The following is a 17,038-nucleotide window of genomic DNA, read 5'->3' on the forward strand; positions in this document are numbered from 1 at the left end:
CCCTTAGGAGAAGAAAAATGAGCGAACGTCTCGAAGACATTGCCGCCGCGATGGTGGCCGGCGGCAAGGGCCTGCTGGCCGCCGATGAGAGCTCCGGCACCATCAAGAAGCGCTTCGACGTTATCGGCGTCGAATCGACGGCCGACAGCCGCCGCGACTACCGCGAGATGATGTTCCGCGCCAAGGACGCGATGACGAAGTACATCTCCGGCGTCATTCTCTACGACGAGACCATCCGTCAGAAGGCTGCCGACGGCACGCCTCTGGTCGACATCATCAAGGCGGCGGGCGCCATCCCCGGCATCAAGGTCGATGCCGGCGCCAAGCCACTCGCCGGCTTTCCCGGCGATACCGTTACCGAAGGCCTCGACGGCTTGCGCGAGCGGCTCGCAGATTATTACAAGCTCGGCGCCCGCTTCGCCAAATGGCGCGCGGTGATCGACATCGACACCGGCAAGGGCGTGCCCTCGGTCAATTCGATTGCCTCCAACGCCCATGCGCTGGCCCGCTATGCCGCACTGTGCCAGGAGGCCGGCATCGTGCCGATCGTCGAGCCGGAAGTGCTGATGGACGGCGCGCACGACATCGACACCTGCTACGACATCTCGAAGGCAACGCTGATCAAGCTCTATGACGAGCTGCATGCGGCGCGCGTTTTGCTGGGAGGCACCATCCTGAAGCCGAACATGGTGCTGGCCGGCAGGAAGTCGGGCAAGGTGAGCAGCCCCGAAGAGGTCGCGGAAAAGACCATAAAACTGTTCCGCGAAACCGTACCGGCAGCGGTGCCGGGCATCGCCTTCCTTTCGGGCGGGCAGTCGGACGAGGAGGCTACCGCCAACCTCAACGCCATCAACGCCATCGGCCCGCATCCGTGGAAGCTGACCTTCTCCTATGGCCGCGCCTTGCAGGCCGCCCCGCAAAAGGCCTGGAGCGGCAAGGCATCGAACGTCGCCGCCGGCCAGGCCGCCTTCACCCATCGTGCCCACATGAACCATCTGGCGGCGCTGGGACAATGGACGGCGAGCCTCGAACAGGCCGCCTGAGCGCAGTTCTCCCGTTGTCATACAACCCGGGCCGATGCGCCCGGGTTTGTTTATGCAAAGCCCGGCTTGGACGGAGTTCGTCCATCCTTATCTCCTTTTCGGCAAAAGCTGACGGCGATGTCGGTTTCTGCCCACCCCAAACGTCCTTGGGTGAACAGACAGGGAGAACTTCATGACTCGCAGCAAGGTGGTTTCGCGTGAAGACTGGTTTGAGGCGCACAAGGCGCATCTGGCGCGCGAGAAGGAATTGACACGGTTTCGTGAGCGCATCGCCGCCGAGCGGCGTGAACTGCCCTGGATGAAAATCCGCAAGGACTATGTCTTCGAGACCGAGCAGGGTCCGAAGAACCTGGCCGGACTGTTCGGCGCCAACAGCCAACTGATCGTCTACCACTTCATGATGACGCCAGGATCGAACCACCGCTGCGAAGGATGCTCCTTCCTTGCCGACCATATAGACGGCGCCGATCAGCATCTCAGGCACCACGACGTGTCGCTGGTGGTGGTTGCGCGCGCGCCGCTGGCGGAACTGCTGCCTTACAAGCAGCGTATGGGCTGGAAATTCGACTGGGTGTCGTCCTACGCCTCGGATTTCAACTTCGACATGCAGGTCTCCTTCACCGACAAGCAGATCGCGGCCGGCGACACCACCTACAATTTCGAGACGCGTCCGCGCACGTCAAAGGACCTTCCCGGCACCAGTGTTTTCTACAAGGACGAGAACGGCGACATATTCCTTACCTTTATGTCGCGCGCCCGCGGCGGCGAGGCCCAGATCGGCACTTACGACTATCTCGACATGACACCGAAGGGCCGCGGCGAAAATGGCCCTTATCATAGCCTGATGGACTGGGTGCGGCTGCATGAGGAATATCAGGACAAGCAGGCGGATAAGCCGAACTGCTGCGACTAGAAGCGCGTTCACCTGCGCCCAAACATGCGCTAAGGCTGCCGTTAACCTCTAACGGTATTGCCATGCGCTTCCCGGCCCTTCTTACCTGGCTCGCCTACCCCGTCTATGTCTGGCAGGGCCTCGGCGTGCGCCGCCGCACCACCCGCATGCTGCCGGCACAAGGGCCGGTCATGCACGAAATATCGGGCAAGGCGCCGGCCATCTCGCTGCTGGTGCTGGGCGATTCCTCGGCCGCTTCCGTCGGCATCGGCAATTCCGAGAACGGGCTTGCCGCGCAGCTTGCCGTCATGATCGCGCAACGAACCGGCCTTGCCGTGCGCTGGCGCGCCGCTGGCTTCAACTCGGCAACGTCGGGCCAGATCCGCGACCATGTGCTGCCCAATCTGTCGGCCGATCCGTGGACGCATATCGTGCTCGCCATCGGCACCAACGACACCAAGAATTTCCACTCGGTACCGCGCTTCAAGAAGGAGTTCGGTGGCCTGCTCTACGCCTCGCGTGCCAAATGGCCGGAGGCGCGCGTGGTGTGGTCGCCGGTGCTGGAGTTCACCCGCGCGCCGGCCATGCCGCCGCTGCTCGGCAAGATTCTCGAAATCCGCGCTACCGCAATGAACCGCATGGGCGAGCGCCTCTGTTTCGAGCGCGGCGCCGTGCCGGCGCCACGGCTGCCGATCACCAACCCGGAGGCCGGCTTTGCCTCCGATGGCTTTCATGCCTCGGAAGCCGGTTACCGCGCCTGGGCCGAACATCTGGTCGGATGGGTGCTCGCCGATTGACCTGAGGGGGCACAAGCTCGGACTGGTGGGCTTCAGAGAACTGACATGAGTATTTCCAAATACTGTTGATTGCAGCCTGCTTCCAATGGATCTGAGCCAGAATATCATCCAGCAGCAATGGATGAGCTACGGCCTGGATTCCGAAACCGGCAACGACACCTGCACGCTGACCGGCAACCGCGCCGAATCGAGCAAGCATGTCATTCCGGCCGGCCCGGCCAGCGCCACGCCTTTTATTGCGGCGAACCTGCCGGAATTCATGACGACGCGCGGTGGCGATTACTTCTTCGTGCCCAGCCTCAACGCCATCCGGATGATTGCCATGGGAACGGTGGACCCGACCTGACCCTCAAGGCTATGTCCAGTGCCCCAGCGCACCCGCCAGCGCGATGGCCGCCATGGCGATCAGGGCCAGCTTCCAGAAATCGCCGCGCCGCTTCAGGCCCGGCCAGCCGAGCGGCTTGATCAGCTGAATGGCCATCATGCCGATGATGACGAGCGCGAGGAGTTTCGACATGCCCGCCTTTGAGCAGCATCGCGACAGGCTGTCAAAGCGGTTCTTGCATGGTCTCGGTCGACTTGGCCATTCCTGACAAAAGGCTCGTTTCCGAACCGACCGCCAAGCACCTCGCAGCTTTCTTCAACGACCTGACATGCTCCTGACAGACTGCTGTCAGGAGGGGTATGCAATAGTGTCTCCATCAGAGAAGAGGAGATGGTCATGAACAGCTTTGGTATTTTGAACAGCGTACAGCACTATGTCGGCAAGATCCGCACGATGCGCAATGAAGTTCGTACCCAGCGCTTCCTGAACTCCTTGCCCGCGGACATCCGCAAGGACATTGGCTGGCCGGATATGTATGAGGGTCACAGCCGCATTCGCGAGATCTGAGGCGTTTTACATGACAATGCTTGGATGCGAACCCCGCAACGCCCGGATCATTGACATGGCACCCCGGGCGGCGACCCCTCGGGCTGGCGCAAAAACTTTGGCGCCTGCTACGGACAATGCTGAAGGCTCCTGACAGAATGCTGTCAGGAGCACCATGCCATAAACGTGTCAGGAGACATGAATGGTGAAAAGCTGGAACGACAGGCTGAACACGCCGGGCGTCAACGGCGTGAAGCCGACGCCACGCACAATGGGCGACGTCGTCGAGGGCCAGCCGATGCTGGTGCCGACGCCCCGTCAGGTCGATGATTTCATCCGCACGATCCCCAACGGCCTCGAGATGGATGTACGCGCCTTGCGCACCGCGCTCGCCATCGAGCATGGGGCGCAAGTGACATGTCCGGTCACCATCGGTTATCATCTGCGAACCGTCGCCGAAGCCGCCAATGAGGATCTCGAACGCGGCATGACGCTGAACGATATCACGCCGTACTGGCGTGTGCTCGACGTGAACACGCCGACAACGAAGAAGTTGTCCTTCGGCGCGGAATTCGTCGCCGTGCAGCGCAAGCGCGAAGGACTTAAACCATAATGCGTGTCGCCCAAAAGTGCGCAGCGGTTTTTGGGAGAACGACAAGCATAAAACAGGACATGGATGTCACCCGGAACCGGTTTCGGGACCATGACATTCATAGACAAGCAGCCGAGGGACCATACGATGCGACGTGCCGACAGGCTCTTTCAGATCGTGCAGCACCTGCGTGGCGGCCGGCTGGTCACCGCCCAGAAGCTCGGCACATGGCTCGAGGTTTCCGAGCGGACCATCTACCGCGACATCGCCGATTTGCAGTCGACCGGAGTGCCGATCGACGGCGAGGCCGGCGTCGGCTACATGATGAGGGAGGGTTTCGACCTTCCGCCGCTGATGTTCACGCGTGACGAAATCGTCGCGCTGGTCGCCGGCGCCCGCATGGTGCGGGCCTTTGGCGGCGCGGCTATGGCGCGTGCGGCCGACGAGGCGCTGGTCAAGATCGGCGCCGTCCTGCCCGACGCCGAGAAGGACCGCATCGCCCGCACCGAGATCCACACGCCGATGTGGGTGGTGAGCGACGCCGCGCGTGAGGCGATCGACGTGATCGAGCGCGCTGTCGAGAAGCGACAGGTGCTGACCATCGACTACCGCGACGAGGCCGGCCGCGGCACCGGGCGTGACATCCGTCCGCTCGGTCTGTGGTTCTGGGGCAAGGTATGGACGCTGGTTGCCTGGTGCGAGATGCGCGACGATTTCCGCGCCTTCCGCATCGACCGCATCGCCTCAGTGGTCATCGCCGGCCGCATCTTCAAGCCTGAGCGCGGCAAGCAGCTTGCCGACTTCTACCGCGCGGTCGAGCGCAGCGAGGATTATGGCATGACGCCGGACCGGGCGGCGCGCAGCTGAGATTTCGACAATCAGTTAAAAAGCCCGCTCGAAGCGGGCTTTTTTGTTGAACTGTCGCAAACCTCACTCGTCGTCCGCATCTTCCTTCTTGGACTTGAGCGCCGAAAGCTTGGCGAACACGGCGTTGGCGTCCAGTTCGGCATCCTCGTCCTTCGGCTTCTCCGGCGCCGGCACCAGGCGCTCGGTCACGGCAGCCGGCAGCAGCGTGTCGCCGACAGGCTGCGCCTGCTCGCGGCCGCGCGAGGCGCGGTTGACTTCCATGTCGAGGTCGATCTGCGAAGCGAGACCCAGCGTCACCGGGTCCATCGGCTGCAGATTGGCCGAATTCCAGTGCTTGCGCTCGCGGATCTGTTCGATCGTCGACTTGGTCGTGCCGACCAGGCGCGAAATCTGCGCGTCCTTCAATTCCGGATGGTTGCGGACCAGCCACAGGATGGCGTTGGGCCGGTCCTGGCGCTTCGACAACGGCGTGTAGCGGGGACCCTTGCGCTTGGATTCCGGCACCCGCACCTTGGGGTCGGACAGTTTCAGGCGCTGGTTCGGATCCTTCTCGGCGCGCGCGATCTCGTCGCGGGTCAGCTGTCCGGTCATGATCGGGTCCATGCCCTTGATGCCTTGCGCCGATTCGCCGTCGGCGATCGCCTTGACCTCGAGCGGATGCAACCCGCAGAACTGCGCGATCTGCTCGAAGGACAGCGCGGTGTTGTCGACCAGCCAGACGGCGGTCGCCTTGGGCATCAGCAGCGTATTGGCCATTTCAAAAATCCTTCTCGTTCGCCCGCGTTCCCGCGCGGGCGGTGGTTTAGAGCCACCAAAATGGGAAATTCGCGGCCTGTATAACCGCTCCGCTGCCGTTTCGCAATGTTTTTGGCGCAGGGCGCAGCCGTCGGACACCGGACAGCGGGGGAGGCCAGGAGGACCTCGGCTCCGGCGACCATTGATGCGGAGTTGTACAGGGGGTCCAAAACGACAAAACCCGCCGGACAGGGTCCAGCGGGCTCGGAACCGGCGACGGGATACCGTCTGCGGCGGCTCTTGCTTCTGCCGCGTGGTCAGGCCTCACTGGCCGACCATGCTTCGAATTAGATGGCCTTGCGGGCAATCCTCTCGATGTCGCCGCGGCTGATGCCGAGGTCGCTGAGCTGACGGGCGTTGAGCTTGTTCAGCTCGCGCACGGTTTCGTTGTACATACGCCAGTTACGGAAAGCGCGGATCGGGTTCATGGTTGTCCTCCAGTTGTTGGATCAAATCGTTTCGATGACGCTTAGATAGGCAGTGCTGCCCACGAATTGAACAGACGTCTTTGCATAGCCGCAATGCAAATGCTGCATTGCAGCATTAAGCTTCTGTTCATCTTGCCGACAGGCTGAGCGCGGAGGATGAGCGAGATTCAGGTCAGGCCGAGCCGAGAATGGCGGCTCCCGAGAACCGGCCTACGCCGGCCGTAGCCTTAACTGCCGCAACCCCTCATGGGGGCTTCGGCCGGCGGAGGCGGGAAGCGCAGGGAGCCGCCATTCGCAGGCCGGCCTCACCTGACTCTCGCCCATCTACCCGACGTCGAGAACGATCTTGCCTATATGCTCGCCCTCTTCCATGCGCTCATGCGCCCGCCATGCGTCGGTCAGCGGGAAGATCATGTCCATCACCGGCGCTACCTTGCGGGTGCCGAGCAGCGGCCACACCTGTGCTTCCAGTGCGGCGGCGAGCGCCGCCTTGAACTCGACCGTGCGAGGCCGCAGCGTCGAGCCGGTGTGGGTCAGCCGCTTGACCATGATTTTCGAGAAATCGGCGCTCGCCATCGCGCCGGCCTGGACGGCGATCTGGACGATCCTGCCCTCGACCGCGGCGGCCTCGTAGTTGCGCGCGATATAGTCGCCACCGACCATGTCGAGTATGACGTCTGCCCCGTTGCCGCCGGTCGCATCCTTGACCGCCGCGACGAAATCCTCCTCGCGGTAGTTGATCGCCCGGTCGGCGCCGAGCTTCAGGCATGCGTCGCATTTCTCCTTCGAGCCGGCGGTGGTGACGACATACGCGCCGAAGGCCGACGCCAGCTGGATCGCCGTGGTGCCGATGCCCGATGAGCCGCCATGGACCAGCAGCGTCTCACCCTTTTTCAAGCCGCCGCGCTCGAACACATTGTGCCAGACGGTGAAATAGTTTTCCGGAACCGCGGCCGCCTCAGTGTGGGTGAAGCCGGCGGGCAGCGGCAGCACGCTGCCGGCATGAACCTTGACATATTCGGCATAACCGCCCCCCGGCGTCAGCGCGCAGACCCGGTCGCCGATACGCCAGCGCGATATCTCGTCGCCAAGGGCGGCCACTTCGCCCGATGCTTCGAGGCCGGGCAGGTCGGAAGCGCCGGGCGGCGCCGGATAGGCGCCCTTGCGCTGCTGCACGTCGGGGCGGTTGACGCCGGCCGCACGCACCCGGATCAGGATTTCGCCGGGACCAGGCACCGGCACGTCGCGCGTTTCCGGTTTCAGCACCCGCGGCCCGCCCGGTTGCGAGATTGCGATGGCCGTCATCGTGGCTGGAATTTTATGTCCGCTCGCCATGAAATTTCCCGTCTCGGTCCGCCGGTCTGTCGCCGGCTGCCAGCTTCTTGCCGGCTGTTTGCATCTGCGCCCCTGCCCTATGTATGCTGATTGCCGGATCAGGCAAATGGCCAAATCAGCCCAATACTGAATAGGGAGGAGCGACGATGGCGATCTTCGACGACGAACCCAAAAAGAAAGCCCGCCCGCATGAGATCGGACAGGATCTGTCGCTGCTTTCGGTCGGTGACCTTACCGAACGGATCAGCATCCTGCGCGACGAGATTGCCCGGCTCGAAGCCGAGCTCCAGACCAAGGGCAGCACCAAATCGGCGGCCGAAGCCCTGTTTCGCCGCGGCTAGTTTTCGCGTTAGTTTCGGCGTTGAGCATCCGCCGCCGAAAAGCCCGAATGCGCCTGTCTTCAGACCCCGCCACCGAATCTCCAGACGGATCAAACAATGTTTGCAAGCTACAGGCCGATCCTCTCGCTGCTTCGCGGCACCGCTTTCCTGCTCGCGGCTTCGGGACTGCACGGCCTGTTGTTGCCGTTGCGAGGTCAACTCGAAGGGTTTTCGACCGCATCGCTCGGTCTGATGGGCACGGCCTGGGCCGGTGGCTTCGTCACCGGCTGCTTCTTCGCACCGCGCCTGGTGCGCCGCGCCGGCCACGTCCGGGCGTTCGGCGCCTTTGCCGCTTCGGGCGCCATCGTGGCGTTGCTTACCGGCCTGATCATCGACGAATATGTCTGGATCCTGCTGCGTGCCTTCACCGGCTTCACCATGGCCGGCGCCTTCATGGTCATCGAAAGCTGGCTGAACGAGAAGGCCACCAACGAGAACCGCGGCACCGTCTTCGGCCTCTACATGATGGTCACCTATGCCTCGATCATGGGCGGCCAGATGATCGTTGCCAGCGGCGACGTCAGATCGGCGTCGCTGTTCATGATCACCGGCATATTGTTCTGCCTATCACTGATCCCGACCGCGGTGTCGTCGGCTTCGTCTCCCAAGCCGCTGCAGGACGTCAAGCTCGACGTCAAAGGCCTCTACGCCAACTCGCCGGTGTCGGCGATCGCCTGCCTGTTGGTCGGCATCGCCAATGGCGCCTGGGGCACGCTTGGCGCCGTCTACGGCGCCCGTATCGGCATCTCCACCGCCCAGATCGCACTGATGATGAGCCTTGTCGTTATTGCCGGCGCGGCCATGCAGCTTCCGGCCGGACGCCTCTCCGACAAGACCGACCGCCGTTTCGTGCTGGCGGGCGCGGCTTTCGGCGCCGCACTGTTCGCCATCCTGATCTTCCTGTTCGAACCGCGTTCCGCCGTCCTCGTCATTGTCTTCGCCGCCACCTACGGCGCCTTTGCCTACACGCTCTATTCGATCGCCGTGGCGCATGCCAACGACCACGCCCGATCGGAGGATTTCGTCAAGGTCTCGGGCGGCCTGCTGCTTCTGTATGGCTTCGGAACCATGATCGGGCCCTTGCTGGCTGCCGCCCTGATGGGCTGGCTCCGCCCCGAAGGCCTGTTCCTGGCCACCGCGCTGGCGCATCTCAGCCTCGCCGCCTACACGCTGCTGCGCATCAGCCGCCGCGCGCCGGTGCCGATCGAAGACCGCGATGCCTTCAAGACCCAGCCGGCCGATCGCTCGGTCACCCCTGAAGCACTGCGGCTCAGAAAAGCGGAAGCCGACGGTTGAGATTTGAAAAGCTTTGCCCCACAAGTATAGGCATGATCTTTTCTGACGCCTTCATGGCGATTGCCGACCCCAACCGGCGCTATCTTCTGGAAGAGCTCCGGCGTGGCCCGAAAACCGTCAACGAACTGGCTTCGGGCCTGCCAGTCTCCCGCCCGGCCGTGTCCCAGCATTTGAAAGTGTTGCTGGACGCCGGTCTGGTTCAGGCCAGGGCCGAGGGCACGAGGCGGGTCTATACAGTCAGCAGTGCCGGCTTCCTCAAGCTCAATATTTGGCTTGATCAGTTCTGGGAAGCATAGGCCGAGATTCCAGCTCGCCTCCCTGGCTTTCAAGTGTCCGTTGCCAGCGCCTTGCCCAGCGCATCGAGCAGGAATCCGGTACCATGCTCGCGCGATGACGGTGTGTCGTGCCTATCGAGAAACGCGCCCTGCTCGGTCAGCACCAGACGCGTGCCCGTGCCTTCCGGGCGAAGCTCAATTGTCGCCAGCGAAACCGAGATTCTGACATCACCGAACAGCATGTCGTAGTTGTAGACGATGCGCTGGTTGGGCACGATGTCCTGATAGGTGGCGGTATAGGTGTGGATCGGCCCGTCCTTCGGCCCGCCGGCATTGACCTCCTGGCCGCCGACGCGAAAATCCATTTCGTGCCTGTGGGTCATCGGGTTGTCGGGGTCGGCGAACCAGCGCCGCTTAGCGGCCGGATCGCTGAGCGCGAAATAGACTTTCGCCGGTGCAACTGGATAGAGGCGCTCGAGGACGAAGGTGGAGTGGACGACGGATCGTTCGGCCATGTCAGGTCCTCTTGGTCAGCTTGATGGTTTCTGCGCGACGAAGACGCCGTCGCGATAGGACGCGCCGAAATAGACTTCGACGGCGCGCAACCTGTCGTCATGGAACAGATGCAGTTCGGTGTTGCGGAAGGTCTTTCCGTCCGCCGTCTCGCAGCGATAGAGGACAAAGGCGGCGTCCTCGTCCTCGCATATCCGCTCGATGACGATCGAGCTGAAGGCCGGGCTGTCCGGCCAGCAGCGCTCGAAATAGGTCGCACGGTCGATGGCGTCGTCATAGGGGCTGGTGAAGGTGAAATCGTCGGCGAGCACCGCCGCGACGGCAGCCTTGTTATTCGCCTGGTAGGCGGAAAAATAGCCGCGGATCAACTCCGCTCTGCTTTTGCCGGGCATGGTCATTTCTCCTCTGCTTCAGGTCATTCGGTCCCGGCGAGAAAATCGCCGAGCCGGTCGAGCCGACGCTCCCATGTCAGCCGCCGTTCGTTGATCCAGTGTTCTGCGCTGCGCAGCGCCTGCGGCGCGATCTGGCAGGTGCGCACGCGGCCGAGCTTTTCCGAGCGCACCAGCCCGCTTGCTTCGAGCACGTTGAGATGCTGGACGACGGCCGACAGCGACATCGCCAGCGGTTCGGCCAACTGGCTGACCGAGGCCGGCCCACGCGACAGCCGTTCGACCATGCTGCGCCTGGCCGGGTCTGCGAGCGCCTGGAACATCAGGTCGAGCTGGGCGGGATCGTGCAGCATCGCGATCAGCCGTTATTGTAGGGAAAGAACTTGAAGTAGGGCTGCGCCTCCTCGACCACCCGGGCGAAGGACGGCCGCTTGAGCAGGCGGTCGTGGTAGTGTTTCACGGCCGGATAGCTGTCGCCGAATGGCTCGACCTTGTTGGCGTAGAACAGCGCCGGCGAGGCCGCGCAGTCGGCCATGGTGAAGGTGGGCCCGGCCGCCCAGAGCTTCGAGCGCATCTCCTCCTCGATGATCGCATAGGCGTTGCGCAGTTGCGCGCGCGCCTCATCGACCCCGAACGGATCGGTCTTGTCCTGCGGGCGCAACCTGTCGCCGACGATCTTCTGCATCGGCGCCTGCACGTAGAAATCGTAGAAACGGTCGGCCTGGCGGACCTGGAGAGCAAGGTCGGCCTCGGCCGGGATGAGTTCGACCGGCCCGGGATAATGCGCCGCCAGATATTCGATGACGATGGTCGATTCCAGCACCGTGCGATTGCGTGCATCGTCACGCAGCGCCGGCATCTTGCCGGTCGGCGACACCTTCAGGAATGCTGCCCGCGACTGCTCGTCGCCGAGGTCGACGATAACCGGCGTGAAGGGCGTGTCGTTCTCGTAGAACGCAATCAGCGGTTTCCAGCAGAACGATGCCAGCGGATGGAAATGGAAGGTCAGGGACATTTTTTGCTCGTCTGTTTGTGGTTCGCCGATGCTGGAGCGGTGCCAGCCTGCGCCGACACTGAAGCAATTACTTAACTATTTCCGTGAGGCGAATGTGTCAAGGTTCCAGACTGCCTTCAGGGTTTGGTATGCGTGACGATGGCGGCAACGATCGTGCCCCAGTCGTCGGGATGCAGTTCGTGGCCATCGCCTTCGACGCGGACAAGCCGCCCGCCAACAGCGTCGGCAAGGGCTGCGCCATGCTCGACCGGAAAGATCGGATCCGATGTCCCGTGAATGACGAGCAGCGGAACCTTGATCTCGCGCAGGCGTCCTTTCAGATCCTCGCCGCCCTTCAGCATGAAATGGTTGGTCGCGCTCAGGAAGCCGCCGGATCGGTCGTAGTCCCGTTCGACGAACGCCCGCATCGCCTTCTCGTCGAACGGATGCGCGGTGCTGGCGATCGCACGCACGTCCTTGACGACGAAGCCGATCACCTGGTCGCGGTTCGACCAGTCGACCTTGGCGCCACCGGCCGAGTGCTCCATATAGGCTTCGGTCGCCCCCGGCAGCTGCGATGTGTCGATCACCACCGGCGAACCGCTGATCACCGTCAGCGAGATGACACGCGAGGGATGTTTCAACACCAGTCGTTGCGCGATCATGCCGCCCATCGACATCCCGACCACATGCGCCTTTCCTATGCCATAGCTGTCGAGGACGCGCACCGCATCGTCCGCCATGTGGTCGAACGTATACGGCGGCTCGCCCGGCGCATATTTGGTCAACAGGCCGGTATCGCGGTTGTCGTAGCGGATCACGAAGCGGCCTTCGCCGGCGAGTTTTTTGCAGAGCGCCTCCGGCCACCACAGCATCGAGGCCATGGCGCCCATGATCAGCAGAACGGCTGGATCGCCGGGATCGCCGAACGTCTGGGAGGCTATTTCGGGTGCCTCGGCGTTTGTCATGGAACTCTCCTCGCTCCGGCCATCAAACTGATTGCGTTTTGCAATCGATTGCACGATAATAAAACTGATACGATAATGCAACTGGTTTTTTGAGGAGAGTCGGATGAAAACCGAACACCGCTCGGGATGCCCGATCAATCTGTCGCTGGAAGTGTTCGGCGATCGCTGGAGCCTGATCATCCTGCGAGACATGATTTTTGGCGGCAAACGCCACTTTCGCGAACTGCTCAACGGCTCGCTCGAGGGCATCGCTTCCAACATCCTGGCCGACCGGCTGAAGCGGCTGATGGAACTCGGCATGCTGACCAAGGCCGACGACCCCTCGCACAAGCAGAAGGCGATCTACAGCCTGACCGAGATGGCCATCACGCTGGTGCCGATCATGGCGCATCTCGGCGCTTGGGGCCGCGTCTGGCTGCCGGTGAGCGAGGAGCTTTCGATCCGCGCCGAACTGCTGGAGAAAGGCGGGCCGCCAATGTGGGAGCAGTTCATGGACGAGTTGCGCCACGACCATCTGGGCACGCCTGTCGCCACACCCGCGCAGCCTTCCGTCCGCGCTACATTGCAGGCCGGATATGAGGCGGTGGTCGCCCGCAAGGCGTCGAGCGGCATCCAGGCCCCGGCCGCTTGACCAACTTATTTCCCCATTATCACGCCGGCTCTGCTATCAAGGGGCTGAAAAACATAATTTATGGGATGGATAACGCTCTTGGTCGAGAACTCTAAGGATACTGCCCGCGCCCGGGCGGATATGCGTTTCAAGAAGCAGGAAGAGGCCGCCACGGTGCGGCAAAAGGCGATGGCGGAGTATGTCGCCGAGGCCGACGCCCGCCAGGCCAAGACCAACAAGCTCCGGGCATTGCGCCTTGCCAAGGAAGCGGAAGACCTCGCCAACGCCCCCGCCGCTCCGGTCAAGAAAGCGGCCCGAGCCAAGAAAAAATAGCGCGGTCTTCTTCATCGACATCCGATCTGATGCCGGCGGGATCGTATCCGCCATGTGCCACGATCCGCAAAAGCCCGCCATTCCGCTTTCCCGCGCGAAGCAATTTCAACCGCAACCGGGATTTCGCATCCCGCATGTCAGGTCGATGATTGACGCGTTTTGATCAGGAGACAGCCATGACCGCACTGACCCTCGAAAAAGCCAAGCACATCATCGACGCCGCCTTCGCCAAGGGCGCCGAGATGAAGCTCAAACCGCTCGGCGTTTCCGTGCTGGATGCCGGCGCGCATCTCGTCGCCTTCCAGCGTCAGGACGGCGCCTCGTTCCTGCGCCCGCAAATGTCGGCCGGCAAGGCCTATGGGGCGCTGGCCATCGGCATGGGCTCGCGCCGTGTCGAGGCTTTCGCCAAGGAGCGGCCGCATCTCGTCGCCGGCATTTCCGACGTCTCGGGTGGACGCGTGTTGCCGGTCGTCGGCGGCGTGCTGATCCGCGACAAGGCAGGCCCCGTCATCGGCGCCGTCGGAATTTCGGGAGATACGTCGGACAATGACGAAGCCGCCGCCATCGCTGGCATCGAAGCGGCGGGCTTCACCGCCGATCCGGGCTGAGGGGGAGCTTCGTCATCCCAGGGCGAAGCAGGAGCGAAACTCCGTCGCGAAGACCCTGGGATCCATGCCGCGACCTTTGCCGCAAGTGTAAGCGGAGCAGAATTCTGAACCGTTGCAACGCCTTAGCTTCACGGAATGGATCCCAGGGTCTGCGCCGCGTCGCTTCGCTCCTTGCTTCGCCCCAGGATGACGACCAGAAAGAGCAGCCACGCCAATCGCGAACGGATGCGACCATCCAACGAAGGCGGCTAGTTCAAATTTATGTCTCTACTCGCCGACCGCATCGACACCGAAAACCCGGCCAGCACATCGAACAGGGCGATCACCATCAGCGTGAAGAAGACGGAGTGCGCCGCGCCCTTCACCAGCAGGAATTCGACCAGGAACGCCACGAAGACCAGCGTCGACAACAGATGGTCCATGATCGAGGCGTTCGTGGTGCGCACCGACTTCACCATTTCGAGGAACAGGAAGATCAGCCCGATCACCACCATCAGGTCGCCGAGCGTCATCGAGAACACCCCGCCCGACATCATGCTGAACGAGAAGATCTCGGTCGCCCACGGATCGTCGCCGCTGCCGAATATTCCGAGGAGTCCGAGATTGTAGGCCACGAAGGGCACGATCAGCAGCGGGATGGCACCGAACATCAGGCGTCTCCTCTAGCAATTCCAGGAAAGCGGTTTCCCAAGGAATTGCCTAAACAATGGGGGCACCTTCTGTAGAATGCCCCGCAGGCACGCCGTCAAGATTTTTCGCTAGCGCCCGCAAACACGGAAAAAGACCGCGCGAAACAACCCTGTCAGCCACAGTTGCCCCGGCTGACCACCGACACGCCGGATTCAGCGCTTGAACTGGCCTGTCCGCACGGCGGCGCCGATAGCGTTGAGGATGAAAAGGCCGGCGGTCATCGAGGTGATCTCGTTGACGTCGCGCGCCGGCGCGATCTCGACGATGTCGATGCCGACGACACGTCCCTTGGCGAACAGCCCCTTGATCAGTTCGATCGTCTGCCGGTAGCTGATGCCGCCAGGCGCCGGCCCTTCGACCGCCGGCATGACAGCGGGATCGAGACCGTCGGCATCGATGGTCAGGTAATAGCGGCCACGGTCCGGGATGCGCTTGAGCAGCGCCGCCGTACCGATATCCTGCCATTCATTGGCGGTGACGATGTTGGAGCCGTAGGCGCGGGCCGCCTCGACCTCCTCGAGCCGGGCGCTGCCCTGGCCGCGGATGCCGAGCTGGAAAATCCCGGCTATATGCGCCATCTCCGAAGCGCGGCGGATGGGGCTGGAATAGCCTTCCCTGACCCCGTTGACATTGTCGCGCCAGTCGAGATGGGCATCGATCTGAACCAGGGTGATCGGCCCTTCGCCGTCAAGCGCCCGCAGGATCGGGATCGGAATGCCGTGATCGCCGCCAATGGTGATCGGCAAGGCGCCGGCGACGCGGATCTTTCGGATCGCCGCTTCGGCCAACCTGTAGTGGCCGCCGGCGGCATCGCCGGCGACATCGCCGACATCGACCACCTTGACGTCCTGCCCGTCGAACAGGGTTCCGCCAATGTCGAAATCATAGCGGTCGAGCCCGAGGCTGATGCGCTGCGAGGCGCGCCGCACCGCCGTCGGCGCGTTGGTCTGGTCGTTGACCAACTCGTCGATCGTGTAGGGACTGCCGTAAGGCATGCCGATGATGGCGACATCCGCCTTCAGCGCATCGAGGTCCTCGACCAGCGGGAAGTTCATGAAGGTCTGGAAGATATCGCGCGGTGCTGTGGTGAGCTTGGTCATGCGGTCCCTCTGAAGCCGGCCGATCATCGCGCGGAAGCGCCGCGACAAGGCATCACTCAATACAGCACCGCCGCCGCAGCTTGTATCGCCACGGACGCCCGGTCTTTGGCATAGTTGGCGGCGCGACGCGCACCAAACGCAAAAAAACCGGCCAATGGCCGGTTCTTTTGGCATTCAAACCCTTCGAAAGCTGGTCTCAGCTTTCCTTGGGCGTCAGCACCTGGCGACCGCGATACATGCCGGTCTTCAGGTCGATATGGTGCGGGCGGCGCATTTCGCCGGAATTCTTGTCCTCGACATAGGTCGGGGCCTTGAGAGCGTCAGCCGAGCGGCGCATGCCGCGCTTGGACGGAGAGGTTTTTCGTTTCGGAACGGCCATGGATATGCTCCACTACATGGTCAAAATGCCCCGATAGCCCTCGTGAAAGGGCCGCGTCAGGGCCATAATCTGAGAAAGTCGGGTGCCTATACACGCCCTGCGCCGTTTTGGCCAGCACCGTGGCGATTTTTTTTGAGCCGGCAGCGGTTCGACCTAATCAAGACAACCGACATACGCGCCCGAACGGCCGGCGCGGCGTTCGATCAGCGACGCCAGCCGCCGCAGACCCGGACCGGGCTTGGCCGGATTGCGGGCGATCGGATTGGGCAGCGAGACGGCCAGCAATGCCGCCTGCCGCCGCGACAGCTGTTTGGCCGAAACGCCGAAATGGTGCTGCGCCGCCGCCTCGATGCCGTAAATGCCCGGCCCCCATTCGGCGATGTTGAGGTAGATCTCCATGATCCGCCGTTTCGACATCACCGCGTCGAAATAGACGGCCAGCGGCAGTTCGACCACCTTGCGCACCGAGCCCAGCGGCCGCGACCACAGGAAAAGGTTCTTCACCGTCTGCATGGTGATGGTCGAGGCGCCGCGCGTCGCCTCGCCGGCCAGCGCATCGTCGACGACGCCGCGCAATTCGCCGAGATCGATGCCGCGATGGAAGCAGAATTGCCCGTCCTCCGACATGATCACCGAATTGGCCAGCACCGGGGACACATCGTCGATCGACACCCAGCGCCGGTCGTAACCGGAGAAGGTCGCGAGGTCTTTGACCATCAAGGTCGATATCGGATGCACGAAGGACGGCAGATAGAGGAAGGTCAGCACAATGGGTATCGCCGCCAGCACGACGGCGACGACCAGGCCGCGCCGTGCCAGGCGCTTCAGACCGGCGCGGTTCACGCGCCTTGGTCGCGCCATCTCAAACCCTTCGGTTTCATGA

General features: G+C 62.9%; 26 protein-coding genes. 13 read left to right on the plus strand and 13 right to left on the minus strand.

Annotated features, from left to right (window positions below):
- Positions 1 to 17: 17 nt before the first annotated feature.
- From NKJ64_RS06485 to NKJ64_RS06500, 4 genes are all read left to right on the plus strand, one after another.
- On the plus strand, positions 18 to 1,043 hold the full coding sequence (locus NKJ64_RS06485; protein WP_023708586.1) for a class I fructose-bisphosphate aldolase: 1,026 nt from the start codon (positions 18 to 20) through the stop codon (positions 1,041 to 1,043).
- A 172-nt stretch (positions 1,044 to 1,215) separates the two neighbouring features.
- Positions 1,216 to 1,956 carry a DUF899 domain-containing protein gene (locus NKJ64_RS06490; RefSeq protein WP_352462189.1) on the plus strand — a complete coding sequence of 247 codons (741 nt, stop codon included), beginning with the start codon at positions 1,216 to 1,218 and terminating at the stop codon, positions 1,954 to 1,956.
- A 62-nt stretch (positions 1,957 to 2,018) separates the two neighbouring features.
- Positions 2,019 to 2,732 carry an SGNH/GDSL hydrolase family protein gene (locus NKJ64_RS06495; protein WP_023737388.1) on the plus strand — a complete coding sequence of 238 codons (714 nt, stop codon included), beginning with the start codon at positions 2,019 to 2,021 and terminating at the stop codon, positions 2,730 to 2,732.
- Between the two features lie 85 nt (positions 2,733 to 2,817).
- Positions 2,818 to 3,078 carry a hypothetical protein gene (locus NKJ64_RS06500; protein ID WP_023670136.1) on the plus strand — a complete coding sequence of 87 codons (261 nt, stop codon included), beginning with the start codon at positions 2,818 to 2,820 and terminating at the stop codon, positions 3,076 to 3,078.
- 9 nt (positions 3,079 to 3,087) lie between these two features.
- Here the strand turns inward: NKJ64_RS06500 and NKJ64_RS06505 are convergent, their stop codons facing one another.
- Positions 3,088 to 3,249: a hypothetical protein gene (locus tag NKJ64_RS06505; protein WP_023670137.1), complete on the minus strand. Its 162-nt coding sequence runs from the start codon at positions 3,247 to 3,249 to the stop codon at positions 3,088 to 3,090.
- Between the two features lie 204 nt (positions 3,250 to 3,453).
- On the opposite strand from NKJ64_RS06505, the gene NKJ64_RS06510 reads away from it, so the two are divergent.
- The 3 genes from NKJ64_RS06510 (at position 3,454) to NKJ64_RS06520 (ending at position 5,062) form a co-directional block, all read left to right on the plus strand.
- The gene (locus NKJ64_RS06510; RefSeq protein WP_023670139.1) at positions 3,454 to 3,624 is read left to right on the plus strand and encodes a hypothetical protein; all 171 of its coding nucleotides are present in this window, start codon (positions 3,454 to 3,456) and stop codon (positions 3,622 to 3,624) included.
- A 181-nt stretch (positions 3,625 to 3,805) separates the two neighbouring features.
- Complete coding sequence (locus tag NKJ64_RS06515; protein ID WP_033001206.1) at positions 3,806 to 4,216, plus strand: hypothetical protein; 411 nt, start codon at positions 3,806 to 3,808, stop codon at positions 4,214 to 4,216.
- 126 nt (positions 4,217 to 4,342) lie between these two features.
- Positions 4,343 to 5,062 carry a helix-turn-helix transcriptional regulator gene (locus NKJ64_RS06520; protein ID WP_023683994.1) on the plus strand — a complete coding sequence of 240 codons (720 nt, stop codon included), beginning with the start codon at positions 4,343 to 4,345 and terminating at the stop codon, positions 5,060 to 5,062.
- Positions 5,063 to 5,125: 63 nt separating this feature from the next.
- Here the strand turns inward: NKJ64_RS06520 and NKJ64_RS06525 are convergent, their stop codons facing one another.
- From NKJ64_RS06525 to NKJ64_RS06535, 3 genes are all read right to left on the minus strand, one after another.
- Positions 5,126 to 5,818 carry a DUF1013 domain-containing protein gene (locus NKJ64_RS06525; protein ID WP_023670142.1) on the minus strand — a complete coding sequence of 231 codons (693 nt, stop codon included), beginning with the start codon at positions 5,816 to 5,818 and terminating at the stop codon, positions 5,126 to 5,128.
- Positions 5,819 to 6,144: 326 nt separating this feature from the next.
- Positions 6,145 to 6,285 carry a DUF1127 domain-containing protein gene (locus NKJ64_RS06530; RefSeq protein ID WP_023670143.1) on the minus strand — a complete coding sequence of 47 codons (141 nt, stop codon included), beginning with the start codon at positions 6,283 to 6,285 and terminating at the stop codon, positions 6,145 to 6,147.
- Positions 6,286 to 6,609: 324 nt separating this feature from the next.
- Positions 6,610 to 7,620 carry an NAD(P)H-quinone oxidoreductase gene (locus NKJ64_RS06535; RefSeq protein WP_031196069.1) on the minus strand — a complete coding sequence of 337 codons (1,011 nt, stop codon included), beginning with the start codon at positions 7,618 to 7,620 and terminating at the stop codon, positions 6,610 to 6,612.
- Between the two features lie 146 nt (positions 7,621 to 7,766).
- Between NKJ64_RS06535 and NKJ64_RS06540 the strand changes: the two genes are divergently transcribed.
- From NKJ64_RS06540 to NKJ64_RS06550, 3 genes are all read left to right on the plus strand, one after another.
- Positions 7,767 to 7,961 (plus strand): DUF1192 domain-containing protein, encoded by a 195-nt coding sequence (locus NKJ64_RS06540; protein ID WP_023748336.1) that lies wholly within the window; start codon positions 7,767 to 7,769, stop codon positions 7,959 to 7,961.
- 96 nt (positions 7,962 to 8,057) lie between these two features.
- Positions 8,058 to 9,296, plus strand: coding sequence for an MFS transporter (locus tag NKJ64_RS06545; RefSeq protein ID WP_023748335.1), 1,239 nt, complete (start codon positions 8,058 to 8,060; stop codon positions 9,294 to 9,296).
- A gap of 32 nt (positions 9,297 to 9,328) precedes the next feature.
- Positions 9,329 to 9,592: an ArsR/SmtB family transcription factor gene (locus NKJ64_RS06550; protein ID WP_023690079.1), complete on the plus strand. Its 264-nt coding sequence runs from the start codon at positions 9,329 to 9,331 to the stop codon at positions 9,590 to 9,592.
- A gap of 29 nt (positions 9,593 to 9,621) precedes the next feature.
- Here NKJ64_RS06550 and NKJ64_RS06555 read toward each other — a convergent pair whose 3' ends face one another.
- The 5 genes from NKJ64_RS06555 to NKJ64_RS06575 form a co-directional block, all read right to left on the minus strand.
- Complete coding sequence (locus tag NKJ64_RS06555) at positions 9,622 to 10,086, minus strand: SRPBCC family protein (protein ID WP_352462191.1); 465 nt, start codon at positions 10,084 to 10,086, stop codon at positions 9,622 to 9,624.
- A gap of 15 nt (positions 10,087 to 10,101) precedes the next feature.
- A complete protein-coding gene (locus NKJ64_RS06560; RefSeq protein WP_032887163.1) occupies positions 10,102 to 10,476 on the minus strand; it encodes a nuclear transport factor 2 family protein in 375 nt (124 codons plus the stop codon).
- A gap of 23 nt (positions 10,477 to 10,499) precedes the next feature.
- The gene (locus tag NKJ64_RS06565; protein ID WP_023699361.1) at positions 10,500 to 10,826 is read right to left on the minus strand and encodes an ArsR/SmtB family transcription factor; all 327 of its coding nucleotides are present in this window, start codon (positions 10,824 to 10,826) and stop codon (positions 10,500 to 10,502) included.
- A 5-nt stretch (positions 10,827 to 10,831) separates the two neighbouring features.
- Complete coding sequence (locus NKJ64_RS06570) at positions 10,832 to 11,488, minus strand: glutathione S-transferase family protein (protein WP_023690076.1); 657 nt, start codon at positions 11,486 to 11,488, stop codon at positions 10,832 to 10,834.
- Between the two features lie 116 nt (positions 11,489 to 11,604).
- Complete coding sequence (locus NKJ64_RS06575; RefSeq protein ID WP_352462192.1) at positions 11,605 to 12,435, minus strand: alpha/beta fold hydrolase; 831 nt, start codon at positions 12,433 to 12,435, stop codon at positions 11,605 to 11,607.
- Between the two features lie 103 nt (positions 12,436 to 12,538).
- Here NKJ64_RS06575 and NKJ64_RS06580 point away from each other — a divergent pair, with 103 nt between their 5' ends.
- From NKJ64_RS06580 to NKJ64_RS06590, 3 genes are all read left to right on the plus strand, one after another.
- The gene (locus NKJ64_RS06580) at positions 12,539 to 13,066 is read left to right on the plus strand and encodes a winged helix-turn-helix transcriptional regulator (RefSeq protein ID WP_352462194.1); all 528 of its coding nucleotides are present in this window, start codon (positions 12,539 to 12,541) and stop codon (positions 13,064 to 13,066) included.
- A 78-nt stretch (positions 13,067 to 13,144) separates the two neighbouring features.
- Positions 13,145 to 13,378 (plus strand): hypothetical protein, encoded by a 234-nt coding sequence (locus NKJ64_RS06585; protein WP_023670152.1) that lies wholly within the window; start codon positions 13,145 to 13,147, stop codon positions 13,376 to 13,378.
- A gap of 176 nt (positions 13,379 to 13,554) precedes the next feature.
- Positions 13,555 to 13,986, plus strand: coding sequence for a GlcG/HbpS family heme-binding protein (locus tag NKJ64_RS06590; RefSeq protein ID WP_023670153.1), 432 nt, complete (start codon positions 13,555 to 13,557; stop codon positions 13,984 to 13,986).
- Between the two features lie 248 nt (positions 13,987 to 14,234).
- Here the strand turns inward: NKJ64_RS06590 and NKJ64_RS06595 are convergent, their stop codons facing one another.
- The 4 genes from NKJ64_RS06595 to NKJ64_RS06610 form a co-directional block, all read right to left on the minus strand.
- Entirely contained in the window at positions 14,235 to 14,636 is a 402-nt protein-coding gene (locus NKJ64_RS06595) for a hypothetical protein (RefSeq protein ID WP_023670154.1), read from the minus strand.
- Positions 14,637 to 14,828: 192 nt separating this feature from the next.
- Entirely contained in the window at positions 14,829 to 15,776 is a 948-nt protein-coding gene (locus NKJ64_RS06600) for an agmatinase (RefSeq protein WP_023670155.1), read from the minus strand.
- Positions 15,777 to 15,972: 196 nt separating this feature from the next.
- On the minus strand, positions 15,973 to 16,155 hold the full coding sequence (gene rpmF, locus NKJ64_RS06605) for a 50S ribosomal protein L32 (RefSeq protein WP_008834724.1): 183 nt from the start codon (positions 16,153 to 16,155) through the stop codon (positions 15,973 to 15,975).
- A 153-nt stretch (positions 16,156 to 16,308) separates the two neighbouring features.
- Positions 16,309 to 17,016, minus strand: a complete 708-nt coding sequence (locus tag NKJ64_RS06610; RefSeq protein WP_050587122.1) for a biosynthetic peptidoglycan transglycosylase — start codon at positions 17,014 to 17,016, stop codon at positions 16,309 to 16,311.
- Between the last annotated feature and the right edge of the window lie 22 nt (positions 17,017 to 17,038).

Source organism: Mesorhizobium sp. M0062 (assembly GCF_040323125.1).
In the GTDB taxonomy this organism is placed as follows: Bacteria; Pseudomonadota; Alphaproteobacteria; order Rhizobiales; family Rhizobiaceae; genus Mesorhizobium.